This is a genomic window from Microbacterium sp. STF-2, assembly GCF_034650155.1.
Classification (GTDB): Bacteria; Actinomycetota; Actinomycetes; order Actinomycetales; family Microbacteriaceae; genus Microbacterium; species Microbacterium maritypicum_A.
Genome location: NZ_JARKMW010000001.1, coordinates 861,060 through 886,983, shown reverse-complemented (window position 1 = coordinate 886,983; position 25,924 = coordinate 861,060). Strand labels below are relative to the sequence as shown.

Sequence of the window (25,924 nt, the reverse complement as noted above, 5' to 3'; positions counted from 1 at the left end):
TGAGGTACTGACATATGGGCGCTCAACTCAGGGTCTACAAGCAGAAGATCTCTTCTGCTCAGACGACCAAGAAGATCACGAAGGCGATGGAACTCATCGCGGCTTCGCGCATCCAGAAGGCGATGGCACGCGTCAAGGCGTCCACTCCCTTCGCGCGTGCCGTGACGAGGGCCGTGTCGGCCGTCGCGACGCACTCGAACGTGGATCACCCGCTGACCCGTGAGTCCGAGAACATCACCCGCTCCGCGGTCGTGATCTTCTCCTCGGACCGCGGTCTCGCCGGAGCCTTCAACTCGCAGATCCTCCGTGAGGGTCTCGAGGTTGCGGAGCTCCTGCGGGAGCAGGGCAAGGAGCCGGTCTTCTACCTCATCGGTCGCAAGGCCGTCGGATACTTCCAGTTCCGACGCCTGGCTGCCGCTGCGGAGTGGACGGGCGACACCGACACCCCGTCGTTCCACACCGCGGAGGAGATCTCCGCGACGCTGCTCGAGTCCTTCTCCCGCGGGGGACAGGACGGCGGCGTCGACGAGATCCACCTCGTGTACAACCGTTTCGTCAGCATGATGACGCAGTCGCCCGAGTCCGTGCGTCTGCTCCCGCTGGAGATCACGGAAGCCGATGAGTCGGAGGCCGGTAACACCGTTTACCCGCTGTACGAGTTCGAGCCGGACGCCGAGACTGTTCTCGACGCGATCCTGCCGGTGTACATCCAGAGCCGAGTCTTCAACGCTCTCCTGCAGTCGTCTGCCGCAAAGCAGGCGGCGACGCAGAAGGCGATGAAGTCGGCCAGCGACAACGCCGACAAGCTCATCACCGACTACACCCGTCTGCGCAACAACGCGCGCCAGGCGGAGATCACGCAGCAGATCGCCGAGATCGTCGGCGGCGCCGACGCCCTCTCGAGCAAATAGACCATCAGGAAAGAGACGAAAATGACCCTCACCGCTCCGGCTGACCAGCCGGCGACCGCGGTCGTCGGGCGCGTCGCACGCGTCAACGGTCCGGTTGTCGACATCGAGTTCCCTCATGACTCGATCCCCGACATCTACAACGCGCTGAAGACCACGATCGCGATGGGCGAAGAGTCCACCGAGATCACGCTCGAGGTCGCTCAGCACCTCGGCGACGACCTCGTCCGCGCCATCGCGCTGAACCCGACCGACGGCATCGTCCGCGGCCAGGAAGTCCGCGACACCGGTGAGGCCATCTCGGTCCCCGTCGGCGACGTGACCAAGGGCAAGGTGTTCAACGTCATCGGCGAGGTGCTGAACCTCGAGCCCGGCGAGACCATCGAGGTCACCGAGCGCTGGCCGATCCACCGCAAGGCCCCGAACTTCGACCAGCTCGAGTCCAAGACTCAGATGTTCGAGACCGGCATCAAGTCGATCGACCTCCTCACCCCGTACGTGCTGGGTGGAAAGATCGGTCTGTTCGGTGGAGCCGGTGTCGGTAAGACCGTCCTCATCCAGGAGATGATCCAGCGCGTCGCGCAGGACCACGGTGGTGTGTCTGTGTTCGCCGGTGTCGGTGAGCGCACCCGTGAGGGCAACGACCTCATCCACGAGATGGAAGAGGCGGGCGTCTTCGACAAGACCGCCCTGGTGTTCGGCCAGATGGACGAGCCGCCGGGAACGCGTCTTCGCGTCGCCCTGTCGGCTCTGACGATGGCGGAGTACTTCCGTGACGTGCAGAAGCAGGACGTTCTGCTCTTCATCGACAACATCTTCCGCTTCACGCAGGCCGGTTCCGAGGTCTCCACGCTGCTGGGCCGCATGCCCTCCGCCGTGGGTTACCAGCCGAACCTCGCCGACGAGATGGGTGTGCTCCAGGAGCGCATCACCTCGACGCGTGGTCACTCGATCACCTCGCTGCAGGCGATCTACGTGCCCGCCGATGACTACACCGACCCGGCTCCGGCGACGACGTTCGCCCACCTCGACGCGACGACCGAGCTCTCTCGTGAGATCGCCTCGAAGGGTCTGTACCCGGCCATCGACCCGCTGACCTCGACGTCGCGCATCATGGACCCCCGCTACTTGGGCGAGGACCACTACCGCGTCGCGACGACCGTCAAGCAGATCCTCCAGAAGAACAAGGAGCTGCAGGAGATCATCGCCATCCTGGGTGTCGATGAGCTCTCCGAGGAAGACAAGATCGTCGTGTCGCGTGCACGTCGCATCCAGCAGTTCCTCTCGCAGAACACCTACATGGCCAAGAAGTTCACGGGCGTCGAGGGTTCGACCGTCCCGCTGAAGGAGACCATCGAGTCGTTCGACGCGATCACCCGCGGTGACTTCGACCACGTGGCCGAGCAGGCCTTCTTCAACGTCGGTGGCATCTCCGACGTCGAAGAGCAGTGGGCGAAGATCCAGAAGGAGAACGGCTGACCATGGCGCTGCATGTCAGCCTCGTCTCCGCTGATGCGGAGGTCTGGACGGGAGAGGCGAGCCTCGTGGTCGCCAAGACCGTCGAGGGTGAGATCGGCTTCATGACCGGCCACGAGCCGGTGCTGGCCATCCTCGCCGAGGGCCAGGTTCGCATCACCCAGTCGGATGGCACCAAGGTGCTGGCCAACGCGCAGGACGGGTTCCTCTCGATGGAGGGCGACACCCTGACGATCGTTGCCGGCAACGCGGCTCTCATCGCCTAGCAGTTCCTGTTTCACGCGTCCGCCTCGGCACCCGCACGGGTTCCGAGGCGGACGCGTCTGTATCCACCGAGGTTCCATGAAGATCCTGCTCCCTCCGTCGGAGACCAAGCATGAGGGCGGTGAGGGGTCCCCGCTCGATCTCGCGTCGCTGGCACTCCCGTCTCTGAACGAGCGGCGCGCCGCTGTCGTCGAGGCGCTGATCGACCTCGCTGCCGACGAAGAGGCTGCCCGTCGGGTGCTCAAGCTGAGTGCTCGGCAGAGCGGCGATATCGCGCACAACAGGGCGCTTCGCTCCGCTCCCACGATGCCCGCGATCGACCGGTACACGGGAGTGCTGTTCGATGCGCTCGATGCCCGATCGCTCTCCGTCGCGTCCCGTCGATGGCTGGGTGCCCATGTCTGGATCCACAGCGCTCCGCTGGGACCGGTGGGCGCGCTCGACGCGGTCCCGACGTATCGGCTGGCCGCCGGCACCTCCGTCCCCGGGCTTCCCGCGCTTCGGCGGCATTGGGCGGAGGCCACCTCTGCAGCGATCGCGGAGGCGGATCCGTCGTTCGTGCTCGACCTGCGGAGTGAGGCGTACGTCGCGCTGGGGCCCGTGCCGGACTCCGTCTCCTCCGCTTACGTGCGGGTCGTGACGGAGCACGGGAGGGCCCTCAATCACTTCAACAAGAAATCGAAGGGTGCACTCGTCCGGGCGATTGCCGAGGATCGACCGCGGGTCGGTTCCCTTCGCGGTCTTCGGCTCTGGGCGGAGAAGCGAGGGATCATTCTCCGCGATGGCGCACAGCCGGGCGTGCTGGAGCTCGTCGTCGACGAGTGAGCAGGGGATCGGCCGGGTGCGCCGTGCGTCCACGCGCGACCACGAGTCGAACGCGCCCGACGGCGTAAGAGACATGCGCGCGTACCCCGGGAAGCGCTAGTGTGTTCAGCGCATGATGCCGCATCATGACTTTCTGGAGGGAACCATGAACGACTACTACGGCTATGACGGCCTGTCAGGCGGAGCGATCCTCGCGCTGACCCTGGTCTACACGATCCTGCCACTCGCCATCTACGCACTCTACTCGTGGTTCTACATGAAGATCTTCGAGAAGGCGGGAGTGCAGGGGAAGTGGCGTGCGTGGGTGCCCGTCTACAGCACGATGATCTTCTACAAGCTCGGCGATCTGAGCCCTTGGCTCGTCCTCTACCTGATGGGTGCCGGTATCCTCGGCGCGATCATCCCGTTCCTCGGGTGGTTCCTGATCCTCCCGCTCGTCGGCATCGCGGGTCGCGTGGTCGACCTCATCGCCGCCTGGCGCGTCGGGCTGAAGCTGCAGAAGGACGCCGTCTGGGTCGTCCTCTACTTCTTCCTGCCTCCGGTGTGGCTCGGCATCAACGCGTTCGACAAGTCACGCTGGAACCCGAGCATCCAGCCCGCTTCCTGGGCTGCCAACGGTCTGCTCGGCGACCGCACCGCGTGGGAGGGCATCCCCGCTCAGACGTCGGCCGCGGCGCCGCAGCCCGGTTACGGTGCTCCGCAGGGCTACGCGCAGCCCGGACCGCAGGGATACGCGCCTCCCGCGCAGCCGGGGTACGCACCGCCCGCGCAGCCCGGCTACGCACCTCCCGCAGGCCCTGCAGCTCCGGCGACCGGTGCCCCGGTTCCGCCGGTGCCGCCGACCACGCCGCCGGCGCCCCCTGCGGCACCGCCCACGGCTCCGCCCGCACCGCCGACGGCTCCGCCCGCTGCTCCGCCGGCTCCTCCCGCAACCCCGCCGGCCCCGCCGACCGACCCCACACAGCCTCCGGCGTGATGGTCTGACGGTGTGACCTTCTGACACAGAGCCCCCGACTTCGGTCGGGGGCTCTGTGCCGTTCCGAGTGGTCGTCTATCCGCAGCTGCCGCTAACGTGGGGGCATGGTCTCGTTCCAGCGCCGTGTGGGTGCCTCCGGTCTTCTCGTGTCCGCCACCGGCCTCGGCTGCAACAACTTCGGGCGCGCGGGGACGAAGACGGAGAGTCTCGCCGGCACGCGCGAGGTGCTGGATGCGGCTCTTGCCAACGGCATCACCTTCCTCGACACCGCCGACATGTACGGAGCAGCAGCGGGGGCGAGCGAGCTGCTGATGGGCGAAGCCCTCGAGGGACGCCGCGACCGTGTGGTGCTGGCGACGAAGTTCGGACACGAGCGCGACATGGGTTACGCGTTCCCCGCTGCCCGGGGTTCTCGTCGCTACGTGCGTCGGGCCGTCGAGGAATCGCTGCGCCGGTTGCGCACGGACTGGATCGATCTCTATCAGCTGCATCTCCCCGATCCCGAGACGCCGATCGCGGAGACCACGGATGCCCTCGATGAACTCGTGCGCGAGGGCAAGATCCGCTACTACGGGCACTCGAACTTCGCCGGGTGGCAGATCGCCGAAGCAGAGTTCACGACGAGGGCGCGATCGAGTGGCAGGTTCATCTCGGCTCAGAACCACTACTCCCTGCTGGCTCGGGCGGCGGAGCGGGAAGTGCTGCCGGCGGTGGAACGCTACGAACTCGGCTTCTTCCCGTACTCCCCCTGCACAACGGCCTGCTCACGGGGAAGTTCACTCGCGACGGCGGGCCGCAGCAGAGCCGGATCATGTCGACACGGCGCCACGTGTGGGAGAGCGCACCGTGGGATGCCCTGGATGCATTCCGCGATTTCTGCGATGAGCGCGGCATCACGATGGTCCAGGCGTCGTTCGGCTGGTTGCTCTCGCATGCGGCGGTCTCGAGCGTGATAGCGGGCGCGACCTCGGTCCCGCAGGTCGAGGCGAACGCAGACGCGGGGGAGGCCTGGCGCCCCGACGCGGCCGAACTCGCCATCATCGATGATCTGTTCCCGCTGCCGGCCGATCCGGGTGCCAGGGTGTGATCGAGGTGCGCGTGACTTCTACTACGATGTGTTGTGAGTATCCTGCGACCGTCCGACCCGCCGCAGGCCCATCGGAGGCAGCACGTGGCTGAGACGAAGACGCACCGCGTCACGGTTGCGCAGCGCCCGCTGCTGCTGTCGTGGTCCGGGATCACCGATCAAGGCCGACGCCGGGAGACGAATCAGGACGCGTTCCTCGCCGACTATCCGCTGTTCATCGTCGCTGACGGAATGGGCGGTCATGCCGGCGGCGAGATCGCGAGCCAGAGCACGGTGGCCCGGTTGCAGGCCGTCGTCTCCTCGGGCAAGGTCGACGGACCGTCGATCGAGAACGCGCTCGAACTGGCTGTCGGAGACATCGCGGAGCATCCCGAGACCACCGACGAGGGCACGGGGACCACGCTCACGGGGGTGTACTTCGAGACCGATGGGGACGAGCCGCACTGGACCGCACTGAACATCGGCGACTCCCGCGTGTATCTCCTTCGCGACGATCGACTGGTCCAGATCACCACCGATCACTCGGTCGTGCAGGAACTGATCACAGCGGGCAAGCTCAGCCCGGAGGAAGCTGAAGGGCACCCCTACAGCAACGTGATCACGCGTGCCGTGGGGGCGAGTGAGCTCACAGCTCCCGATTACGTCTCCATCGACGTGCGTCCCGGTGACCGATTCGTCATCTGCTCGGACGGCCTCACCAAGGAACTGACCGACTACGGGATCCAGCATTTCCTCCGGGAGCACGACGATCCGGGTGCCGCGGTGGACGCGATGCTTGCGGCGGCGTTGGAGAACGGCGGTCGCGACAACGTGACCCTCATCATCGTCCAGGTGGCGGCAGAGGACGACTCGTCCTCCCCAATCGAGAACACCGCGGAGTAACGCTCCAGCGCTGTGCACAGCCCTGTTTCACGGGCCGTGATGCGGTCCACTGGATTCCATGGAATCCCCTCCGATCGTGCTTCCCGCGGCTCCGGCAGCGTCGCCTCGCGCTCCACTGCCTTTCATGGCCGCCCTCGTGCCGGTGGCCACGGGAGTGGTGATGTGGTTGGTCACCGGCTCCCTCCTCGCGCTCTGCTTCGCGGCATTGGGGCCGTTGATGATCGGCGCCTCACTGCTCGACGCGACACGTACGCGGCGCCGTGAACGCCGACGAACCGAGCAGCAGCTCGAAGCCGAGTGGGTTGCGGCGGAAGCGGATCTGGTCCAGCGTCAGCAGGACGAGCTCGAAGCCCTGTGGCAGCGGTGGCCCGACGCCGCGACCTGCATCGCACAGGCGCCCCTGCGCGGCGCTCAGGGAGTCGACGCGACGACTCCGATCGTCATCGGTGCCGGCAACACGACGAGTGCGGTCCGCTGCACCGGCGCGGATGACGCGCGCGCGCGGGACTTCCGTGAACGATGCCGTGTCATCGCGGACGCGCCGGTCTCCGCGCCGATCGGTGGGGGGATCTGTCTTCGAGGTGCGCGGCCTGTGGCCGAGGCGGCAGCGCGCGCTCTTGTCGTGCAGCTGTGTCTGCGGTTCGGCACCGGCCAGCTGTCGCTGATCGGCATCGATCCGGAAGACACTGATCTCGCTGACCACGGCCTGGCGAGCCTGCCCCACGCCCGGAGTGCGCGGCGTGGTGCTTTCCGGATCGGGCTCGGTCCTGCGGCGGGCGTCCGGGGGGACGCGGACGCCCTGATCGTGTTGACCGCGGTGGGGGAGGATGTCCCGGCGGGAATCACGACGGTCATCGACATCGTCGAACCTCGGCGGGCGACGCTGCGCACCCCGACAGGTAGCCAGCCAGTCGCTGTCGAGTGCCTGTCGCGTGCCCAAGCGGAGGCCGTCTCCGCGGAGCTGGCGCGTCGGGACGACGAGACGGATGCGATCCCCGACGCGGTGCTGCTCTCCGAGCTCGAGCAGACCTCGGCCGGAGGCGGGCTCGTCGCGACCATCGGCCGAGGCGAACGCGCGAACATCACGGTCGACATCGTGGGAGACGGACCGCACGCGATCGTGACGGGGATGACGGGGACCGGCAAGAGCGAGCTGCTGGTCAGCTGGGTCACTGCGATCGCCACGGCGCACGGCCCGGACGAGGTGACGTTCGTGCTCGCCGATTTCAAAGGCGGAACGGCTTTCGAACCCCTGAGCGCACTGCCTCAAGTGGCCGCCGTCATCACTGATCTCGACGATCAGGGTGCAAGACGAGGCGTCTCCAGCCTGACCGCCGAGCTGCGACGTCGAGAGAGGGTGCTGGCCGCCGCCGGGGCGCGCGACGTCAGCTGTGTGTCGATGCCGCGGCTGATCATCGTCGTCGACGAGTTCGCGGCGCTTCTGACCGAGCACCCCGAGCTCGGTGCGGTCTTCATCGATATCGCTGCCCGTGGCCGCGCCCTCGGGATGCACCTGATTCTCGGGACACAGCGTGCTGCCGGGGTGATCAGAGACGCCCTGGCTGCGAACTGCCCCCTTCGCATCAGCCTGCGCGTCGGCGACGCCGCCGACAGTCGGCTCGTGATCGGTACCGATGCTGCCTCCGCGCTCACGGGAGACGTCGGTTCCCGCGGTCTCGGCTTGCTGCGTCGACCATCCGACCAGGAACCCGTCGCGATGCGCATCGCCCTGACTGAGGCTTCCGATATTCGTGGTGTCGGTCTGCGGTGGGCGGCAGCGGGCGAGTCATCCAGCCCGTGGCTTCCCCCGCTTCCGGCCATCCTGCCGATCGCCGAACTCGTCACGGAGGCCGAAATCCTCCCCGATGCGATCATCCTCGGTCGCGCCGATGACCCTGGTCGCCAGGCGCAGCCGCTGGAGATGCTCCGGCGCGGAGAGGAACGGGGGCTGGTGGTGCTGGGCGCCCCCGGATTCGGTAAGACCTCGGTGCTGAGAGCGGTCGCGGCGCAATGCGATGACGCATTCTGGATGCCCGGCGATCCCGAGGGCGCCTGGGACGTGCTCGCCGCATGGGTCGAGGGCGGGGAGCGTCCGCCCTCGGTCGTCCTGATCGACGACGTGGATGCGATGCTGGCGGCTCTGCCGGCCGAATACGCCCAGCAGCTCGCCCACCGCTGGGAGCGCGTGCTTCGGGCGAGTCCGGACACCACCTTCGTTCTGACGGCCACCAGGGCGAGCGGGGCGTTGGGACGTGTACTCGATCTGGTGCCCCGTCGGGCGCTGTTGCGGATGCCGACGAGACTCGAGCATCTGGCGGCCGGCGGAGAGGCATCGGGGTTCGTGCGCGACCGCGTACCCGGGCGCGCCGTAATCGGAGATCGCGAGGTGCAGTTGGCGTGGGTCGACGAGGGCCGATGGCTGCCGCAGGCAGCGCAGACACCACGGTGGACGCCGTCGTCTGCGATCACCGCTGTCGTCAGTGCCGGCACCGATACGGTCATCGCCGCTCTTCACGACGCGCACCCCGCATGCGAGGTGGTGGCGGCAGGATCTGAGTCGACTTCGCCGGGAACACGCTGCATCGTGGTCGCCGACGCGGAGACCTGGCAGCGGAACTGGTCGCTGTGGCAGCGCATCAGATCGGCAGGCGAGGTGCTCATCCGATGTGAACATCCCGGCGAGCTCCGGCAACTGATCGGCGCGCGGGAGCTTCCTCCGTATGCACACCCGCACGCAGGCCGGGCCTGGTCGGTCACCGGCTCCGGTGCGCCGAAACGTGTCCACCTCGCCGAGCTGTCGCCTCGGTGAGGCGTTGCCCTGAGAAGCGATGCCCTGAGAAGCGTTGCCCTGAGAAGCGTTGCCGTGAGAAGCGTTGCCGTGCGGAGACGTTGTCGTGAGGAGAAGGCGCCGCGAATCGACGCTCGGCGACGAGGAACGCCGCCGCGGGCGTCAGACTCCTGCGCCGGGTCGGATGGAGCCGACGTTCTCCCCACCGCCGAGCACGGCGAGCGGAAGTGCGTCCGCGAGCGATGCCACGTCGGCATCGCTCAGCCCGCCCGCCCGAGCGAGCAGGGTCGCGGCAACGATCGTCGAGGCGCGAGTGGCGCCGTCGAGCATCTTCAGCGCCACGGTCGTGCCGTTGGGGGCGACCATCACCATCACGCCCTCGGCGCCGTACTTGGTGAACACGCCAAGCCTCTCGGTCGCGATCGTGTCGGGGCGGCCCGGACCCTCGATCGTCCAGGGGTTCTCCCGCACGGCGCGGACCAGGGAACCGGCCACGCGGTGGAGGGCGAAGGGCGAGCGGTCGGAAGCGGTGCCGATGCGGTGGATCGCGCGTGCCAGGCCGGTCAGTGTCATCGCATGGACCGGCGCACCGCACCCGTCGATAGCGGTGTGGGCGATCTTCTCGCCAGTGAGGCGCTCGATGACGTCGCGGATGTGCTGTTGCAGTGGATGGGTCGGGTCGAGGTATCCGTCGGTCGGCCAGCCCGTCGCCACGCATGCGCGGAGCATCGCGGCGTGCTTGCCGGAGCAGTTCATGCGCACCCGGGTCGGCTCGCCGTGCTCGCGGACGAGCTCGTCTCGCGACGCCGAGTCGCTCGGCCACGTGGCCGGGCAGCGGAGATCGTCTTCCGTCAGCCCGCCCTCGGTCAGGATGTCGCGTACCACCGAAGCGTGACGGTCGGTGCCGACGTGACTGGCCGTGGAGAGCGCGAGCTGCTCGCCTTCGAGGACGGCACCTGCGGTGATGCAGGCGATCGCCTGGAGAGGCTTGAGGCTGGATCGCGGCAGGATCAGCGCATCGGCATTTCCATGGCGACCGACGATGTCCCCGTCGGGGGAGAGCACGACGGCCGCGCCGGCGTGGCGGGATTCGACGAATCCGCTCCGCTCGACGACGGCGAGTTCCACGGAATCCTGAACGGTGAGAGTCTCCAGCACCCGTCAACTCTAGCCCGGGGCGTGCGGCGTCTCGCGTCGTGTCGGAGGAGCCTGACAGACTGAGCAGATGGCAGAGACGACCACGCGCACGCTCGGCGAACACCGCTACGCGCTCACCTCGACGTGGACCGGCAACACCGGCACCGGGACGACCGGATACCGGGACTACCGGCGAGACGTGACGATCGAGGTCGAGGGGAAGCCCGATCTCCTCGCCTCGGCAGACAAGCCGTTCCGCGGCGATCCCTCACGATGGAATCCGGAGGACCTGCTGCTCGCCTCCCTCTCCGAGTGCCACCTGCTGTCATACCTGCACGCGTGTGTGACCGCGGGCGTCGTCGTGGTGTCCTATCGCGACCAGGCCAGCGGGACGATGCGCGAGGACGGTGCGGGGGGCGGATCGTTCGTCGAGGTGATGCTGCGGCCCGAGGTCGTCGTCGCCGACGCCTCGATGATCGACGCGGCAGAGCGCGCCCACGCCCAGGCGAACGAGTGGTGCTTCATCGCGAACTCGATGAACTTCCCCGTACGCCACCAGGCGACGGTCACAGCCCTCGCCTGAGTGGGGCTCACAGACCTCAGCGACGCTCGTGCGGGAGGGCCTGCTTGATCTTCTCGATGGCACCTTGCGCCGGTGCCTCGTTGTACGCGCCGGCGAGCTCCTGGCCGGAGAGACCGTGGATCGCCGCCATGATCTGATCGGTGGCGAGACGACGTGCCCGTCCACTGGTCGCGGGCCCGTGCGGCGAGAGGTCGAGCGGCTCGCCGAAACGCACGGTGATGCGCTCCTTGAGGGTGGGGACCTTCGCTCCCACCGGCATCACCTTGTCCGTGCCGATGAGGCCGACCGGCACCACAGGGGCGCCCGTCTGCAGAGCGAGGAACGCGACGCCCGTGCGGCCTTTGTAGAGGCGGCCGTCGGTCGAGCGGGTCCCCTCCGGATACAGGGCGACGGCGAGACCTTCATCGAGGAGCTGGCGTTGCAGGTCGAGCGCGTCCAGCGCGGCTTGTCCGGCACCGCGGCGCACGGGGATCGCGCCGATCGATTCGAAGAAGGTCTTGCTCATCCAGCCTTTGAATCCGGTGCCTTCGAAGTACGTCGACTTCGCGAGGAAGTGGACGGGACGAGGGGCCGCGACCGGGATCGCGATCGAGTCGATGAATGACAGATGGTTGCTCGCGAAGATGACGGGACCGGTCAGCGGCACGTTGTCGCGCCCCTCGATCCGAGGGCGGTACACCAGACGGGCGAGTGGCGTGATGAGGCTCCGGCCGAGCGTGTAGGCGAACCCGGCGTGGCGAGGCTTCGCAGTCTCCTCTGACGAGGATTCCTCTTCTGACGAGGATTCGGGCTCGACGGACTGCTCAGAGGTCATCAGAGCAGATTACTCCCGGATCCATGCCGGGGTGGGAATGAAGAGTTGCGCCGCGCCTCCCAGCGCGAGCAAAGGGGTATGGGGCAGGATGGAGTTTCCTGCCCGCGATCCCGAGGTCTCACTGTGCGCAAGCGTCCGCTCATCGTTCTGTCCACCGTCGCCGCGGCGACCCTGCTGCTGGCCGGTTGTGCCGGTGGTGGAGCCCCGGAGAGCTCCGGCACCCCGTCGCCCTCCGCATCGAGCACGTGCCAGCTGGATGCGAAGTCCGGGGACACCTCGGACGCGGTCGTCGTGGAGGGGGAAGGGGCAGACACCACCGTGACGGTTCCGGCCGATGCGCCGTTCGCCGGCGTCGAGAGGACCGTCATCTCCGAGGGAGACGGAGACGACGTCGTGGTCAATGACCTGGTGTCCGTCGAGTACCAGATCGTCGACGCGACCAACAATCAGGTGCTCGACTCGTCGGCTCGTGGTGAAGGCGGTGTGCTGCCCGTGCTCCTCGACACCAACCAGTCCTCGCTCTTCGTCGCGGCGCTCGAGTGCAAGCCGGTCGGCTCGCGCATCGTGCTGACTCTTCCCGGAAAGGTCCTCGGTGAGGGCGCCAACAACGTGGTCGTCTACGCCGAGGCCGTCGAGCAGCTCCCTGAAGTGGCGACGGGAACGCCGGTCGATCCGACTCCGGGCATGCCCACCGTCAAGCTCGACGACAAGGGCGCTCCGACCGTGACGATCCCGGACGGTGACGCGCCGACGGAGACCCAGGTCGCCGTCCTCAAGCAGGGTGACGGCGCGACGGTCGCCTCCGGTGACCTCGTCGTCGTGCAGTACCTGGGCGTCAAGTGGTCCGACGGCAAGGAGTTCGACTCCAGTTGGAGCCGCGACGCCGCGCCCGCGCAGTTCCAGACCACCGGCGTGGTCGCGGGCTTCCAGAAGGCTCTCGAAGGTCAGAAGGTCGGCTCACAGGTCATCGTCGTGATGCCGCCGTCCGACGGATACGGTGCGAGCGAGGGACATGAGCTCCAGAAGGAGAGCCTCGTGTTCGTCGTGGACATCCTGGCGACGACACCGGTCCAGGCACAGCAGTAGCCGCTGGGTGCCGAGGGCGTGACCTAGGCTGACGGTATGCGTCGCGTCATCGTCCTCGGCTCCACCGGTTCCATCGGCACCCAGGCACTGGATGTGATCCGTGCCAATCCTCGCCGATTCGAGCTGGTAGGTCTCGCTGCCGGGTCCAACGCCGAGATGTTGGAAGCGCAGGCCGCACAGTTCCAGGTCGAGTCGACCGCTCTCGGCGCGCTCGAGGCCGAGCAGCTGGTCCGTGACGTCGAGGCGGACGTGGTGCTCAATGCCATCACCGGCTCGATCGGGCTGGGCTCGACGCTCGCGGCGCTGAAGGCGGGACGCGTGCTCGCTCTCGCGAACAAGGAGTCCCTCATCGTCGGCGGCGACCTGGTCCTCGCCGCCGCCGCTCCCGGTCAGATCGTCCCGGTCGATTCCGAGCACTCGGCTCTCGCGCAAGCGCTCCTGGCCGGTACCCATGCCGAGGTGCGCCGCCTCGTGGTGACGGCGTCGGGCGGGCCGTTCCGCGGTCGCAGCCGCGCGCAGCTGACCGAGGTCACTCCGTCCGAGGCTCTCGCGCATCCGACATGGGACATGGGACGGATGGTCACGACCAACTCCGCGACCCTTGTCAACAAGGGACTCGAGGTGATCGAAGCGCACCTGCTGTTCGACGTCGCCTACGACGACATCGAGGTCGTGGTGCACCCGCAGTCCATCGTGCACTCGATGGTCGAGTTCATCGATGGTTCCACGATCGCACAGGCCTCCCCGCCCGACATGCGTCTGCCGATCTCCCTGGGTCTGGACTGGCCGCACCGCGTCGGTGGCGTCGGACGGCCCCTCGACTGGTCATCCGCCACTTCCTGGACGTTCGAGCCGCTCGACGCCGTGGCGTTCCCCTCCGTCGCACTCGCGAAGGCGGTGGGCCGCGCCGGCGGCACGTTCCCTGCTATCTACAACGCCGCGAACGAACAAGCGGTCGACGCGTTCCACGAGGGACGGCTCTCGTTCCTCGGCATCGTGGACACGATCGCTCGGGTCGTCGACGCGCACGATGCGCCGGACGCCCTCACCGTCGAGACGCTCGCCGAGGCCGAGGCGTGGGCGCGCTCGACGGCCGATCGGATGATCGCGGCGCTCTGATCGGGGACCAGGGCGGAGTCGCCCTGGTCGAGCAGGTCAATCCTCGTCGGGGTACGGGACCGGCCAACGCGAATCGGGTACGGGCCAGCCGGCGTCGCGCAGCGCGCGGCGAGCGAGCTCGCGTGCCGAATACGGTGTGCGGACGCCGCGGATGTCGCGATAGTCCTGGTGCCCGGGGCCGGCCCACAGGATGGCGTCGCCGTCGCCGACCAAGCCGACCGCGGTGATGATGGCGTTCTCGGGCGGTGAGGCCTCGTGGATCTCGGCATCCGGTCGTGCCGTGCGGGCGCCCTCGATGAGGGTCGCCCGAATGGACGCGGGGTCCTCGAAGCGGGGGTGGTGATCGGTGACGACGAGGATGTCACTGCCTTCGACCGCCGTGCGCGCCATGTCGAAGCGCTTGCTCGCGTCGCGGTCGCCGTCGGCGCCGAAGAGCATCAGCACCTTCCCCGGTGTCACGCGCCGGACGGCGGCGAGAGTCTTCTCGAATGCGTCGGGTGAGTGTCCGAAGTCGACGAAGACGGCAGGCCCACGATCGCCGGAGACCAGCTGGGTGCGACCGGGCAGGTAGGCGCGGATCCCCCCGTCACGGGTGAGCGCATCGACGATGCGATCCCAGGCGTAGCCGCCCTCGAGGAGCATCACGATCGCCAGAGCCGCGTTGGCCGCCATGTGCGGTCCGATCACCGGGACCGTCGTGGTGAGGGACCCGGCGGGGCCGGTCATCGTGAAGGTCGTACCGGCGGCGCGCTCCTCGTCGATGACGACCACCCAGTCCGCGGCGGTCGCGGCGTCGGGATCGGCGGCGATCGACGGAGTGCCGACAGTGACGACCGGGATCTCGGCCCGGTCGACGACGACCGCACCGGACGGGGAATCCAGGCAGATGACCCCGCGCTGGGCGCGGTCGGGCCGGAAGAGGGGCAGCTTCGCCTCGAAGTACTCCTCCATGTCGGCGTAGTCGTCGAGGTGATCGTGGCTCAGGTTCGTGAATCCGGCGACGTCGAACAGGATGCCGTCGACGCGGTGACGTGACAGCGCCTGTGCGCTGACCTCGACCGCGACGGCTTCGACCTGGCGCTCACGCATCAGCGCCAGGAGCGCGTGCATCTCGGAGGCTTCAGGGGTGGTCAGGCGCGAGACGATGACCTCGCCCGCGATGTGACGTTCTGCGGTGGAGGAGAGGCCGGTGACCACGCCGATCTGATCGAGGATCCCCTCGAGCAGGTGGGAGACGCTGGTCTTGCCGTTGGTGCCCGTCGTCGCGAACAGCAGGGGGAGCGGGTCACCGGCGCCGGTGCCGTAGGCCCACGCGCTGAGATCACCGAGCACGGCGCGAGGGTCGTCGACCACGAGAATCGGAAGCCCCGCGGCTTCGGCGATCTCCGCGCCAGCGTCGTCGGTGATGACGGCGACGGCACCCTTCTCAGCGGCGGTGACGGCGAAGTCCGCGCCATGCCGGTTGACGCCGCGGATCGCGACGAATGCCTCGCCGGGACGCAGGTCTGCCGTCGCGAGGGTGATGCCGGAGAGGGCGATTCCGTCGACATCGCCGCGGACGGTGCGGGCGAAACGGGAAGCGAGTTCGGACAGCTCACGCCGGGGCGGGTTCGCGGGGCGGAGCACGGGAGGCAGGCTCGGTTGTTGTTCAATCGACATGGCGCATCCATGATCTCACGACCGTGGTGGGAACCCTTCGCCGAGCTCCCCCTCGCGCGCCGCGTTGCGGAGCACGAGGAGGAGCGCGCGTCGTCAGGCTCGGCGTCGGTAGGCGAGGATCGCGACGACCAGGGCGGCGAAACCGGCGAGAAGCCCACCCGCCCCGAGCGCCACACCCAGGGGATCGGCGACCGTGGTCGGAGCCGTGCTCGCGGCCGCAGTGTCGGATTCGGTGTGCTCGCCGTGCCCGTCGGCGGCAGCGGCCGTGACGGAGACGACCGGAGCCGGCGCGTCGAGGCTGTGCGGATCCTGGCCGTCCTCGGCGATCTGCGTCCATTCGGTCGAGCCCTCGACGCACCGTTGGACCACGGGGAACGCCAGAGTGTCGGGGGTGGTCTCGTCCAGACCGACCCCCATGCTCACCGCGCCGCGAAGGTCGGTGGGCACCGGGGTGACCGCCGTATAGGTCACGGCGCTGACGAGACCGTCGTCGCCGCGCTCGACCTGGATGTCCCAGTCGGAGTCCATCGTCGGCGAGACGGATGCGAGCCCCTCGGGCATCGTGATGCGCAGCGCGGTGGTGGGGGAGTTCTCGCAGCCGTGGGAGAACGAGAACGTGAGCACGCCGTGGTCGCCCGCAGCGATCTCGTCGGGGCTGACGCCCACATGGGCACCTGCCATCGTGGGAACGGCCAGGGCGAGTGCGGCTCCGCCGAGGACACCGAGCGCGGCGCGTCGCAGAGTGAGCGAGCGCCGAGCGGTGGAGCGCAGGGTGGTGGGGCGCGGAGTGCGGGTACGGATGTTGCGGGACATGAGAGTTCTCCTGGTGCTCGAAGTGCGGGCGCGCCACGGTGGCGCATCTCCGCGAGAAAGGGACGCTGCCCGTGTCGGAGCAGCGGATTCGAGTGCGACGGATCAGTCGCGCAGGAGAGCGGGAGGCCCGCGCCTCGGCACAGCGGCCGAGATGGTGACGGCGAAGCTGGCGATGGTGGTCGACCGCAGCCGCGGCGGTCGGCGATGCGTGACCGGTGCCCCGGCGGACGCGCGCCGGAAGAGGGCATCCACCCAGCGGGCGACGGCCCGAACGACCGCTTCTCCGTGCCACACGAGAAACGTCGTGAGCACGGCTGCGACGACGTGCGCGAACAGCATCAACGTGCCAGGGGCTGCGGTGGGCGCCGGGGAAGAGAGGGCGCTCAGATCGAGATGATGGGCGTGAGCGCCGCCGGCGATCGGAGCGGTACCGGTGGGCGAGCCCAGCAGTTGGAACACGACATGGAAAGCGGCCTGTCCGAGGAACACGGCGATGGCGACACGACCGCGCGACTCACGGATGCCCACCAGGAGCGCCGACAGAGGGGTGAGCAGGGTCGCGACCGCCAGGATCAGCAGCATGTGCGGGACCGCTCCGCCGCCGAGGGTGTGCGAGAGGGCTGCGAGCAACGTCGCCACCGAGGAGACGGCGGCAGCGCGCACGAGTCGCAGCTGCCCGGCATTCACCGTCTCAGCCTAGCCGCGCGGCGTGCCGGGCGGATTCCTAGCTGTGGGCACTAACGTTGGCACGTGGAATTCCTGCTCTATCTGGCCGGCATCCTCTTCATGCTGATCGGCCTCGGGCTCTCGATCGGCCTGCATGAGGTGGGCCATCTCGTCCCCGCGAAGCTCTTCGGCGTGCGCGTCGGTCAGTACATGATCGGCTTCGGGCCGCGGCTGTGGTCCCGGCGCATCGGCGAGACCGAGTACGGGTTCAAGCTGCTCCCTCTGGGGGGCTTCATCTCGATGTCGGGCATGTACCCGGCGTCGAAGAACTCGGGCCCGGCGTCCGGCGTGTTCCGCTCGTTGATCCAGGACGCGCGCAGCGCCAACGACGAGACCATCGCCGAGGGTGCCGAGGATCGCGTCTTCTATCGTCTTCCCGTGTGGAAGCGCGTCGTCGTCATGCTCGGCGGGCCGGTGATGAACCTTCTCCTGGCGACCGTGATCTTCACCGTGCTGCTGTCGGGCATCGGCCTGCAGCAGGGAACGACGACGATCGCGTCCGTCACCGAGTGCGTCGTTCCGGCCGGTTCGACGGCGACCGAGTGCACACCCGATGACCCGGCCTCACCCGCCGCGGAAGCCGGGATCAAGCCGGGCGATGTGATCCTGTCCATCGACGGACAGCCCGTGTCGACGTTCGCCGAGGCGACGGCGATCGTGCAGGCCGCGCCAGGCGAGACGCTGGACATGGTCGTGAGCCGCGACGGGGCGGAGCAGTCGCTGAGCATCACGCCGATCGCCGCGGAACGCTCGATCACGGATGCCAGCGGCCAGCCCGTCCTCGATGAGGCCGGAAAGCCTGTCGTGAAGGAGGTCGGCTACGTCGGCATGGGCGCCCAGATGGGCTACGTGCAGCAGCCCCTCACCGCCGGCCCCGAGATGGCGGCGGACAGCACGGCGCGTGTCGCATCCTTGATCGTCACGCTCCCCGTGCGTCTATGGGACGTCGGCGTCTCACTCGTCACCGGCGGAGAACGCGATCCGAACGGACCGCTGAGCGTCGTCGGCGTCGGACGCCTCGCGGGAGAGGCGGCCGCTACCGATGCGCCGATCCTCAACAGGTTCGCGTTCCTGCTCGGTCTGCTGGGGTCGCTGAACATCGCGCTGTTCGTGTTCAACCTCATCCCGCTGCTCCCGCTCGACGGCGGTCACATCGTCGTCGCACTGTGGGACGGCATCAAGCGCGCGTGGGCCAAGCTCTTCCGCCGGCCCCCTCCGGCGCCGGTCGACGCGACCAAGCTCGTGCCGCTGACGGTGGTCGTCGCTGTGCTCCTGATCGGGATGGGAGCGCTGCTCCTGGTCGCCGACCTCTTCAATCCGGTCAACCTTCTCGGCTGAGTCGCAGGCCTGGTCGGACCGCGCGGGAGGCGAGCGCTGAGCAGCGATTCCTGTTCAGGCCAGCGCGTGGGAGACGAGACGCTCGAGCGTGCGGATCCCGTCGCGCGACAGGATCGACTCCAGGTGTCCCTGCACCGAAGCGAAGTGGTCTCCGCGGAGCGCGTACACGTCTCCCGAGTCGGGGTCCGCCGAGACGTCGGCGGCGCCGACGACCGTCGTGCCCGGTGCGACCCGCGCGGTGAAGGTGTTGTAGAAGCCGATCGATGCGGTCTCCCCGAAGACCGGGACGGGCTTCTGCAGGCCCTGGTGAGGGGCATCGAGCGGAGTCAGGGCGATGCCGAGCTTGTCGGCGAGGATCTGGTGGCTGAGGCACACAGCGAGCAGCGGCGCGTCGGAGTCCAGCCGGCGGGCTACGACATCGCGCATCCTCGCGATGCGGGCGTTCCGCGTATCCCGAGGGTCGCCGGGGCCCGGGCCGGCGACGACCAGATCGGCGGCGTCCAAGTCCGCGTCCCGCACGTCGGCCCAGGGAGCGATCGTGACGGCGAGCCCGAGATGACGCAGCTGGTGGGCCAGCATCGTCGTGAACCGGTCCTCCGCGTCCACGACGAGAGCGGAGCGGCCGGCGAACGGACCGGTGAAGTCCTCGCCCTGCGGGTTGAGCCAGAACTCGGCCAGTCGGGCGTTGCGCGATGACAGCAGCTCGGCGACGGTCGGGTCGTCGGCGAGGGCGCGCGCGTCGCCGGGCGCGTCGGCGTCGCTACGTGCCTCTGCCACCCGGTCGCGGTCGATCGCGCCGATGGCGCCCAGGACGCCGGCGGCCTTCCCGTGGGTCTCGGAGACCTCGCCCATCGGATCGGAGTGTCGAACCAGCGTCGCGCCGACCGGAACGCTGAGGGTGCCGTCCTGGAGGTAGACGGTCCGGATGAGGATAGGCGCATCCAGGTCGTGCCCGCCGTCCGCATTCGGGGTGAACAGCGCGGCGACACCGGAGTAATAGCCGCGGGGCTTCTGCTCGTGACGGCGGATCACCGCGCAGGCGTTCTGCATGGGCGAACCCGTCACCGTCGGAGCGAACATCGTCTCGCGCAGGATGTCGCGGGGATCGAGGGCGCTGCGACCACGGAGCATGTACTCGGTGTGCGTGAGTCGCGACATCTCCTTGAGGTGCGGGCCGGTGATGCGGCCGCCGTCGGAGCAGACGGCGCTCATCATCTTGAGTTCCTCGTCGACGACCATGAAGAGTTCCTCGGTCTCCTTGGTCGAGGCGAGGAAGTCGACCAGCGTCTCCTTCGTCGCCCCTCCCGCCGGATGACGGAAGGTCCCGGAGATCGGGTTCATCGTGACGACGCCCTCGCGGGCGACCACATGCGCCTCGGGGCTGGCCCCCACGGCGATGTGCCCAGGAGTGACGACAGCGAACGTCCAGTAGGCGCCGCGCTCGTGCGTGAGGAGAGCACGGAACCACGTGAGTGCCGCAGTACGGTCCTCGACGTCGATGGTCGCGGTGAAGTCTCGACGGATGACGAAGTTCGCGCCCTCGCCGCGTCCGATCTCGTCGGCGATGACCGTCTCGACGATGGCCGCGTAGTCCGCGTCGGCGATGTCGAAGCCGTCGTCGTGGAGGGGGACGGGCGTGCTCGGGAGCGCGGGCAGAAGCTCGGCTGTCGGGAGGTGCAGGTGCTCGTCGACGATCACGCAGCGCAGCGGCGCCCCGTCGTCCTGGGCGACGAAGCCGCGTTCGCGCACCTGGCGATAGGGCACCATGGCGAACACCTCGCGCGGGGTGCCGTCGACCGAGAGGGGGATGTCGGCAAGCAGCTCGACGTCGACGACGTCCCCGCTGAGCAGCTCGACGGTGTCGGCGCCGTCGCGTGCGATGAGCACGAAGGATGCCGTGGGATCGGCGCTGAGCTCGGCGAGTCGTGAGAGGGTCATCGATGTCTCCTGTGCAGTGCTCCGGCTCGGCGCAACGAAAAGACCGCCCCGGAGGCGGTCTGAATTCGTGGGAACGCGAACACACCGCCTAGAAGGCGGGCCACCAGGTGAAGTTCGCGAGCATGGGGCCGAAACTACCACATCGCGAGCGAGGGTCACGGCGCGATGACATCACCAGATGCTGCCGCCGGCCTCCGTCGACTCGGCGTCGAGGGCGTGATCCACGATGAGGCGCAGGGCGCGCGCCAGTTGCGCGTCGGCGAGGTGCAGCCCGCCTGCAGGGACCGTGGTCGTCGACCACGGAAGGTGCACGAATCCGGCACGCGCATCCGGCCGGACGGCACCCACTGCCGTGTACAGCACGTGGTTGCACACGTAGGTTCCCGCAGAGAGCGACAGCTGCGCCGGCAGCCCTTCCGCGGTCAGAACCTGGAGCAGGCGCTTCACGGGAAGCGTCGAGAACCGCGCGGCGGGACCGCCGGCCTCGCTGGGAGCATCGACGGGCTGTTCGCCGTCGTTGTCGGGGATGCGGGCGTCGATCAGGTTGACACCGATGCGCTCGATCGCGACCCTGCTGCTCCCGCCGGCGAGCCCGGTGGCGATGACGACATCGGGGGAGTGCGCGGCGATCAGGGTCCGGAGCCGGTGAGCGGATGCCTCGAACGCGACCGGAAGTGTGGCCACCACGAGGTCGTGCGGACCGTCGTATGCGGCCGCGACCGCGTTCACGGCATCGGCAGACGGATTGCGGTCCGCCCCGTCGAAGGGATCGAATCCGGTGAGGAGGACGACGGCCATGCCTCCAGCGTAGGTGCGTCTGTTCAGCCCACTTGCATCCAGGCGGCGTAGGCTTGGGGCGTGCCAGCAGTGAACCTCGGAATGCCGAAGATCCCCGAAGTCCTCGCCCCGCGCCGCAAGTCCCGGCAGATCAAGGTGGGCAAGGTGCTCGTGGGCGGCGACGCTCCGGTCAGCGTGCAGTCGATGACGACCACCAAGACGACCGACATCAACGGGACGCTGCAGCAGATCGCCGAGCTCACGGCTTCGGGCTGCGAGATCGTCCGCGTCGCGGTGCCGCATCAGGACGACGCCGATGCGTTGAAGATCATCGCGATGAAGAGCCAGATCCCCGTGATCGCCGACATCCACTTCCAGCCGCGCTACATCTACACGGCTATCGATGCCGGATGCGGGGCGGTGCGAGTGAACCCCGGCAACATCCGCGAGTTCGACGGCAACGTGGGCAAGATCGCCGAGGCCGCGAAGGCGGCGGGAGTCTCTCTGCGCATCGGCGTGAACGCCGGATCTCTGGATCGCCGCATCCTCAGCAAGTACGGCAAGGCGACGGCTGAGGCGCTGGTCGAGAGCGCCGTGTGGGAGGCGTCGCTGTTCGAGGAGCACGACTTCCACGACTTCAAGATCTCCGTCAAGCACAACGACCCCATCGTCATGGTCAAGGCGTATCGGCAGCTGGCCGAGCGGGGCGACTGGCCCCTTCACCTCGGTGTGACCGAGGCGGGGCCGGCGTTCCAGGGAACGATCAAGAGCGCCACCGCGTTCGGAATCCTCCTCGGCGAGGGCATCGGCGACACGATCCGCGTGTCGCTCTCGGCGCCGCCCGCCGAAGAGGTCAAGGTCGGGCACCAGATCCTTCAGTCCCTCAATCTGCGCGAGCGCAAGCTCGAGATCGTCTCCTGCCCCTCATGCGGACGCGCTCAGGTCGACGTCTATACCCTGGCCGAGAACGTGACGGAGGGGCTCAAGGACATGACCGTTCCGCTGCGCGTCGCCGTGATGGGCTGCGTCGTCAACGGACCGGGCGAAGCGCGCGAGGCCGACCTCGGCGTGGCTTCGGGCAACGGCAAGGGGCAGATCTTCGTGAAGGGCGAGGTCATCAAGACCGTGCCGGAGGCCGACATCGTCGCCACCCTGATCGAAGAGGCCAGCCGGATCGCCGCTGCGATGGGACCTGAGGCCCCGCTCGGCACGGCCCAGGTCGTCACGGCCTGAGCTCGGAGGAGCGCGTGATGTCGGATGTCACCCTGCCCACGCCTGTCAAGGTGATGGTCGATGCGATCAACGCGGCGGATACCGATGCGTTCGTCGATGCCTTCACCCCGGACGGGTATGTCAGCGATTGGGGCACGGTCAAGGCCGGCCCTGATGGGGTGCGCGAATGGGCAGGCAGCGACGCGATCGGCGCCGGAGCGCGGATGACCGTGCTCTCCGCCGAGACCGACGGCGACACGACCCGCATCCGCTTCGGATGGGCGAGCCGGGTCTTCAACGGAGAATCCGACGGCATCTTCGTCGTCGAGGGCGACAAGCTCGCCAGCTTCACCATCCCGCCGTCCCACTGACCTTTCGTACCGGGGTCCGCCCCGCTCTCACGACGGCCCGACGGCCGCGAACACCGTCGAGATCACCGACGAATCCGAGGAGAACCATGTCGACGCCCACCACTGTGACCTTCTCGGACGGGACCATCGCCGGAGACGGCATCGTCACACGTGTGGAGAGCTTCGCCGATGGAGCGGTCGTCGTCGTCGACGCGACGCCCTTCCATCCGGTCGACCACACCTGGCCGGATCAGCCGGGCGACAGCGGAACCATCACGGCCGCCGGCGTCACGGTCACGGTGACCGAGGCTCTCATGGCCGCGATCTCTGACGAGGGCGAGTTCGCCGTGGGCCGCGCGATCCCGGTCAAGCGCGGTGCGGAGGGCTGGACGTGGCTGGTCGGGCATCGCATCGAGGGTGCCGTGCCGGCATCACTCGTTGAGGGAGCACCGGTGGCGCTCGCGGTCGACGGTGCCCGTCGCGCGGGACTCAGCCGCGGCCACACGGCATGTCATGTCGCTTCACTGGCGCTTGATCTGGCCCTCGTCGATCTCTGGCGGAAGGACCCGGGGGAGGACGCTCTCGGGAACCCCGACTTCGAGGGTCGCGCCAACCAGTCCAGTCGTATCCATGAGGACGGGGCCGTCGACGAATACCGGCTCGGCAAGAGTCTGCGCAGGGCAGGCTTCGACACCGAGACGTTCGCTGCGACCCTCGCCGACCGCGAGGCGCAGGTGAACAACCGACTGGCCGCTTGGATCGCCTCGGGCGCTTCCAGCAGCATCGAGACCGAGGGGCCGACGATCGTCGACCGGCGTCGCTGGCACTGCTCCCTCCCAGAGGGCGAAGCCGTGATCCTCTGCGGGGGAACCCACGCCGACTCCCTCGCCGCGTTCGGATCGATCACCGTGTCGCTCGATCTCAGCGATCCCCAGCTCCTCGTCATGACGACCACGGCTGTCCCCGCCCCCTGACCTCAGCGCACGAACCCGGCCTGCAGCCGTCCGCCCGCTCGATCGAGCTCCTCCTCGACGCGGTCCGCGAAGGCCGCGAAGTCTCCGGTGAGCAGCGGCGCACTCAGCCGCTCGGTGCGCTCCTCGCTCAGAGCGCGCAATCGACGGGGGAGCCATTTCCCGGTGGCGATCCAGCGGCGGTCGCCTAGCAGCATCAGCTCCGCGATCCGCTCGAACAGCACGTCGGCGACCACGCGTCGCTCGAGCTCGTCCGTCGCGTCCCGCAGATCGTCGAGAAGGTCGGTGATCATGTAGCGCCGGAACCGGGACTCTTCGGCGCCGAGCGACGGTCCGGCAGTGAGGATCTCGCTCCATCGTGCTCTGAACTCGTCGAACGACCGGTTCCGCCGGATGGGCTGTCCCTCCACGAGCATATGCACGATGACCGGCCGATACTGGCCGATACCGCGGTGCGCCCAATCGTCGAAGCCATCGGGTGTGTACGCGAACACTTCGATGAGCTCTCCTTCGAATTCGTGCGTCGCGGCTTTGCTGGACTGCGACGAGTCGTCGAAGAGAGCGTCGCCGATGAGCAGAAGATCGATGTCGCTGCTCGCGGTTCGTTCGCCGCGTGCCGTGCTCCCGGCGACGATCGCGATCTCGGCGCGCGGGTAGGCGGAGGCGATGAACCGTTCGATGAGGTCGGCGTGCTGCATCTCGTCAGGCTAGCTGTCGACGGACTGATCAGATCGCGAATTCGACCTCGCCCTTCGCGATGTCCGCACGCACGATGCGGAGTCGCACGACATCACCCGGCTCCGCACCCGGCGGCAGCGGTGCGGTCGCTGTCACGGCGGGGTCGGCGATCTGCACGGCTGCGCGTTCACCGCGCAGCTCGATCACGGTCGCCTCGATCGTCGTGCCGACCAGGGGCGTGAGCAGCGCGGCCTCGACGCTGTTGATCGTCGCCGCGTTGAGGCGCGATGCACGCTGGCCGGATTCCTGCATGAGGCCGGGGAGCTCGCCGAGCGATGCGCGCGCCCATTCGGGGGCGGGCTCGCCGTTCGCTTCGGCGAGGCAGATCGCCAGTGCCCACCGGTCGACGAGTCGGCGCAGGGGAGCGGTCGCGTGGGCATAGGGCGCAGCGATGGCGGCCTGCACGGCGGCGCCCGGCGCTTCGCCGTCGAACACCAGATACCCGGCTCCGCGGAACAGCGACGACGCGGCCTCCAGCACGGGGAGCGTCATCGGGTCGGCGCGGTCGAGCCCGCGAAGGTAGTCGCCGTATGCACCGGCCGTCCACGGGCGCCCGAGGGCCTCGGTCTGATGCCGGAAGGTCTCGAAAGCGGCCGTATCCGGCTCCGGCATCGTCCGGAGGATGCCGACTCCGGCGTCGAGCATGAGGGAAGCTGCGGCCATCCCTGTCATGAGCGAGAGCTGGGCGTTCCACTCCTCCACGGGAAGTGGGCGGCGACGTTCGATCGCATAGGTGCCGTCTTCTGCACGCACGACCTCTTCGTCGGGCAGATTCAGGCTCGCTCCTCCTCTCAGGCGCTCCTGCTCCATGCGCAAGGCTCCGATCTCCGGGAGCAGTGCCGCCGGGCCGTCCTCGCCGCGGTCGATCACCAGCTGCGTCGTCGCGTAGTCGAGCTGTGCGCGCGAACGGATCAGCGCGCGTTCCAGGCGGAAGTCGGAGACGACACCGCTGGAGTCGAGGGCGAAGGTCCACACCAGCGCCGGTCGGTCGACGTCGGCGAGCAGCGAGGCTCGATCCTCGCTCAGCACGCGTGGATGCAGCGGGATCGAACCATCCGCGGCATACAGTGTCTGTCCGCGACGCCGTGCCTCGGCATCCACCGTTCCGCCCGGTGCGACGAACCCCGGGACGTCGGCGATCGCGTAGCGAACGGTGTATCCGGTCCCCGCGCGCTCGAGGTGGAAGGCCTGATCGAGGTCGCGAGACCCTTGAGGGTCCAGCGTTGCGAAGGGGACGTCGCGAAGGTCGATCTGTGGCACGGGGGCGGTGGATGCCTCGGCCTCGGCGATGACCTCGTCGGGGAAGTCGAGGGGAGCATCGACAGATTCCCGCAGCCCGGCGAGTGCCGAGGCCAGCTCGGTCTGCGCAGCGGACGGGGCGACGTGTGATCGGCGCTGGGGCATGGCTCCACCCTAGGCGTGGCGATCAGGCGGAGCGGAATGAACCGGCCCCGTGG

23 protein-coding genes and 1 pseudogene are annotated in these 25,924 nt (G+C 68.4%); 15 read left to right on the top strand and 9 right to left on the bottom strand.

Going from position 1 to position 25,924, the window contains the following annotated elements:
* Positions 1-14: 14 nt before the first annotated feature.
* The 8 genes and pseudogenes from MicroSTF_RS04255 (at position 15) to MicroSTF_RS04220 (ending at position 9,227) form a co-directional block, all read left to right on the top strand.
* Positions 15-911: a F0F1 ATP synthase subunit gamma gene (locus MicroSTF_RS04255; protein WP_017830990.1), complete on the top strand. Its 897-nt coding sequence runs from the start codon at positions 15-17 to the stop codon at positions 909-911.
* A gap of 21 nt (positions 912-932) precedes the next feature.
* Positions 933-2,387: a F0F1 ATP synthase subunit beta gene (atpD, locus tag MicroSTF_RS04250; protein ID WP_017830989.1), complete on the top strand. Its 1,455-nt coding sequence runs from the start codon at positions 933-935 to the stop codon at positions 2,385-2,387.
* Positions 2,388-2,389: 2 nt separating this feature from the next.
* Complete coding sequence (locus tag MicroSTF_RS04245) at positions 2,390-2,650, top strand: F0F1 ATP synthase subunit epsilon (RefSeq protein WP_017830988.1); 261 nt, start codon at positions 2,390-2,392, stop codon at positions 2,648-2,650.
* A 76-nt stretch (positions 2,651-2,726) separates the two neighbouring features.
* Positions 2,727-3,473: a YaaA family protein gene (locus MicroSTF_RS04240; RefSeq protein ID WP_021199377.1), complete on the top strand. Its 747-nt coding sequence runs from the start codon at positions 2,727-2,729 to the stop codon at positions 3,471-3,473.
* 145 nt (positions 3,474-3,618) lie between these two features.
* Complete coding sequence (locus MicroSTF_RS04235; RefSeq protein WP_322953805.1) at positions 3,619-4,449, top strand: large exoprotein; 831 nt, start codon at positions 3,619-3,621, stop codon at positions 4,447-4,449.
* A gap of 104 nt (positions 4,450-4,553) precedes the next feature.
* A pseudogene (locus tag MicroSTF_RS04230) lies at positions 4,554-5,536 on the top strand (aldo/keto reductase).
* Positions 5,537-5,620: 84 nt separating this feature from the next.
* Positions 5,621-6,418, top strand: coding sequence for a PP2C family protein-serine/threonine phosphatase (locus tag MicroSTF_RS04225; protein ID WP_021199379.1), 798 nt, complete (start codon positions 5,621-5,623; stop codon positions 6,416-6,418).
* Between the two features lie 58 nt (positions 6,419-6,476).
* Positions 6,477-9,227, top strand: coding sequence for an FtsK/SpoIIIE domain-containing protein (locus MicroSTF_RS04220; RefSeq protein ID WP_322953802.1), 2,751 nt, complete (start codon positions 6,477-6,479; stop codon positions 9,225-9,227).
* Between the two features lie 141 nt (positions 9,228-9,368).
* On the opposite strand, the gene MicroSTF_RS04215 is transcribed toward MicroSTF_RS04220, so the two are convergent.
* Positions 9,369-10,364 carry an asparaginase gene (locus MicroSTF_RS04215; protein WP_029258169.1) on the bottom strand — a complete coding sequence of 332 codons (996 nt, stop codon included), beginning with the start codon at positions 10,362-10,364 and terminating at the stop codon, positions 9,369-9,371.
* Positions 10,365-10,431: 67 nt separating this feature from the next.
* Between MicroSTF_RS04215 and MicroSTF_RS04210 the strand changes: the two genes are divergently transcribed.
* Positions 10,432-10,926, top strand: coding sequence for an OsmC family protein (locus MicroSTF_RS04210; protein WP_029258170.1), 495 nt, complete (start codon positions 10,432-10,434; stop codon positions 10,924-10,926).
* A gap of 16 nt (positions 10,927-10,942) precedes the next feature.
* Here the strand turns inward: MicroSTF_RS04210 and MicroSTF_RS04205 are convergent, their stop codons facing one another.
* On the bottom strand, positions 10,943-11,740 hold the full coding sequence (locus MicroSTF_RS04205) for a lysophospholipid acyltransferase family protein (protein ID WP_029258171.1): 798 nt from the start codon (positions 11,738-11,740) through the stop codon (positions 10,943-10,945).
* A 123-nt stretch (positions 11,741-11,863) separates the two neighbouring features.
* On the opposite strand from MicroSTF_RS04205, the gene MicroSTF_RS04200 reads away from it, so the two are divergent.
* Positions 11,864-12,826, top strand: coding sequence for an FKBP-type peptidyl-prolyl cis-trans isomerase (locus MicroSTF_RS04200; protein WP_021199384.1), 963 nt, complete (start codon positions 11,864-11,866; stop codon positions 12,824-12,826).
* A 36-nt stretch (positions 12,827-12,862) separates the two neighbouring features.
* Positions 12,863-13,945, top strand: a complete 1,083-nt coding sequence (gene dxr, locus MicroSTF_RS04195) for a 1-deoxy-D-xylulose-5-phosphate reductoisomerase (RefSeq protein WP_315068315.1) — start codon at positions 12,863-12,865, stop codon at positions 13,943-13,945.
* A gap of 36 nt (positions 13,946-13,981) precedes the next feature.
* Here dxr and MicroSTF_RS04190 read toward each other — a convergent pair whose 3' ends face one another.
* The 3 genes from MicroSTF_RS04190 to MicroSTF_RS04180 all read right to left on the bottom strand — a co-directional run bounded on the left by MicroSTF_RS04190 (position 13,982) and on the right by MicroSTF_RS04180 (position 17,104).
* On the bottom strand, positions 13,982-15,604 hold the full coding sequence (locus MicroSTF_RS04190) for a UDP-N-acetylmuramoyl-L-alanyl-D-glutamate--2,6-diaminopimelate ligase (RefSeq protein ID WP_322953796.1): 1,623 nt from the start codon (positions 15,602-15,604) through the stop codon (positions 13,982-13,984).
* Positions 15,605-15,697: 93 nt separating this feature from the next.
* Positions 15,698-16,417, bottom strand: a complete 720-nt coding sequence (locus tag MicroSTF_RS04185; protein ID WP_315068306.1) for a YcnI family protein — start codon at positions 16,415-16,417, stop codon at positions 15,698-15,700.
* A gap of 102 nt (positions 16,418-16,519) precedes the next feature.
* Entirely contained in the window at positions 16,520-17,104 is a 585-nt protein-coding gene (locus MicroSTF_RS04180; RefSeq protein ID WP_315068303.1) for a hypothetical protein, read from the bottom strand.
* A gap of 63 nt (positions 17,105-17,167) precedes the next feature.
* Between MicroSTF_RS04180 and MicroSTF_RS04175 the strand changes: the two genes are divergently transcribed.
* Complete coding sequence (locus tag MicroSTF_RS04175; protein ID WP_021199389.1) at positions 17,168-18,481, top strand: M50 family metallopeptidase; 1,314 nt, start codon at positions 17,168-17,170, stop codon at positions 18,479-18,481.
* A gap of 54 nt (positions 18,482-18,535) precedes the next feature.
* On the opposite strand, the gene MicroSTF_RS04170 is transcribed toward MicroSTF_RS04175, so the two are convergent.
* Both MicroSTF_RS04170 and MicroSTF_RS04165 read right to left on the bottom strand, forming a co-directional pair.
* A complete protein-coding gene (locus MicroSTF_RS04170) occupies positions 18,536-20,419 on the bottom strand; it encodes a chorismate-binding protein (protein ID WP_021199390.1) in 1,884 nt (627 codons plus the stop codon).
* 171 nt (positions 20,420-20,590) lie between these two features.
* Positions 20,591-21,217: a pyroglutamyl-peptidase I gene (locus tag MicroSTF_RS04165; RefSeq protein ID WP_315068297.1), complete on the bottom strand. Its 627-nt coding sequence runs from the start codon at positions 21,215-21,217 to the stop codon at positions 20,591-20,593.
* Between the two features lie 81 nt (positions 21,218-21,298).
* On the opposite strand from MicroSTF_RS04165, the gene ispG reads away from it, so the two are divergent.
* From ispG to MicroSTF_RS04150, 3 genes are all read left to right on the top strand, one after another.
* The gene (ispG, locus tag MicroSTF_RS04160; RefSeq protein ID WP_322956333.1) at positions 21,299-22,429 is read left to right on the top strand and encodes a flavodoxin-dependent (E)-4-hydroxy-3-methylbut-2-enyl-diphosphate synthase; all 1,131 of its coding nucleotides are present in this window, start codon (positions 21,299-21,301) and stop codon (positions 22,427-22,429) included.
* 17 nt (positions 22,430-22,446) lie between these two features.
* On the top strand, positions 22,447-22,779 hold the full coding sequence (locus MicroSTF_RS04155; protein WP_315068295.1) for a nuclear transport factor 2 family protein: 333 nt from the start codon (positions 22,447-22,449) through the stop codon (positions 22,777-22,779).
* 86 nt (positions 22,780-22,865) lie between these two features.
* The gene (locus tag MicroSTF_RS04150; protein ID WP_029258178.1) at positions 22,866-23,732 is read left to right on the top strand and encodes a hypothetical protein; all 867 of its coding nucleotides are present in this window, start codon (positions 22,866-22,868) and stop codon (positions 23,730-23,732) included.
* A gap of 2 nt (positions 23,733-23,734) precedes the next feature.
* Here MicroSTF_RS04150 and MicroSTF_RS04145 read toward each other — a convergent pair whose 3' ends face one another.
* Both MicroSTF_RS04145 and MicroSTF_RS04140 read right to left on the bottom strand, forming a co-directional pair.
* The gene (locus tag MicroSTF_RS04145) at positions 23,735-24,427 is read right to left on the bottom strand and encodes a nucleotidyltransferase domain-containing protein (RefSeq protein WP_051667781.1); all 693 of its coding nucleotides are present in this window, start codon (positions 24,425-24,427) and stop codon (positions 23,735-23,737) included.
* A 28-nt stretch (positions 24,428-24,455) separates the two neighbouring features.
* Entirely contained in the window at positions 24,456-25,871 is a 1,416-nt protein-coding gene (locus tag MicroSTF_RS04140) for an RNB domain-containing ribonuclease (protein ID WP_322953787.1), read from the bottom strand.
* Positions 25,872-25,924: the final 53 nt, after the last annotated feature.

Coding starts and splice junctions, on each gene's coding strand:
- MicroSTF_RS04145 (WP_051667781.1), bottom strand. CDS start 24,427: ATGCAGCACGCCGACCTCATCGAACGGTTCATCGCCTCCGCCTACCCG.
- MicroSTF_RS04205 (WP_029258171.1), bottom strand. CDS start 11,740: ATGACCTCTGAGCAGTCCGTCGAGCCCGAATCCTCGTCAGAAGAGGAA.
- MicroSTF_RS04165 (WP_315068297.1), bottom strand. CDS start 21,217: ATGGCCGTCGTCCTCCTCACCGGATTCGATCCCTTCGACGGGGCGGAC.
- ispG (WP_322956333.1), top strand. CDS start 21,299: ATGCCGAAGATCCCCGAAGTCCTCGCCCCGCGCCGCAAGTCCCGGCAG.
- atpD (WP_017830989.1), top strand. CDS start 933: ATGACCCTCACCGCTCCGGCTGACCAGCCGGCGACCGCGGTCGTCGGG.
- MicroSTF_RS04220 (WP_322953802.1), top strand. CDS start 6,477: ATGGAATCCCCTCCGATCGTGCTTCCCGCGGCTCCGGCAGCGTCGCCT.
- MicroSTF_RS04155 (WP_315068295.1), top strand. CDS start 22,447: ATGTCGGATGTCACCCTGCCCACGCCTGTCAAGGTGATGGTCGATGCG.
- MicroSTF_RS04170 (WP_021199390.1), bottom strand. CDS start 20,419: ATGACCCTCTCACGACTCGCCGAGCTCAGCGCCGATCCCACGGCATCC.
- dxr (WP_315068315.1), top strand. CDS start 12,863: ATGCGTCGCGTCATCGTCCTCGGCTCCACCGGTTCCATCGGCACCCAG.
- MicroSTF_RS04190 (WP_322953796.1), bottom strand. CDS start 15,604: ATGTCGATTGAACAACAACCGAGCCTGCCTCCCGTGCTCCGCCCCGCG.
- MicroSTF_RS04235 (WP_322953805.1), top strand. CDS start 3,619: ATGAACGACTACTACGGCTATGACGGCCTGTCAGGCGGAGCGATCCTC.
- MicroSTF_RS04150 (WP_029258178.1), top strand. CDS start 22,866: ATGTCGACGCCCACCACTGTGACCTTCTCGGACGGGACCATCGCCGGA.
- MicroSTF_RS04140 (WP_322953787.1), bottom strand. CDS start 25,871: ATGCCCCAGCGCCGATCACACGTCGCCCCGTCCGCTGCGCAGACCGAG.
- MicroSTF_RS04240 (WP_021199377.1), top strand. CDS start 2,727: ATGAAGATCCTGCTCCCTCCGTCGGAGACCAAGCATGAGGGCGGTGAG.
- MicroSTF_RS04210 (WP_029258170.1), top strand. CDS start 10,432: ATGGCAGAGACGACCACGCGCACGCTCGGCGAACACCGCTACGCGCTC.
- MicroSTF_RS04255 (WP_017830990.1), top strand. CDS start 15: ATGGGCGCTCAACTCAGGGTCTACAAGCAGAAGATCTCTTCTGCTCAG.
- MicroSTF_RS04245 (WP_017830988.1), top strand. CDS start 2,390: ATGGCGCTGCATGTCAGCCTCGTCTCCGCTGATGCGGAGGTCTGGACG.
- MicroSTF_RS04185 (WP_315068306.1), bottom strand. CDS start 16,417: ATGTCCCGCAACATCCGTACCCGCACTCCGCGCCCCACCACCCTGCGC.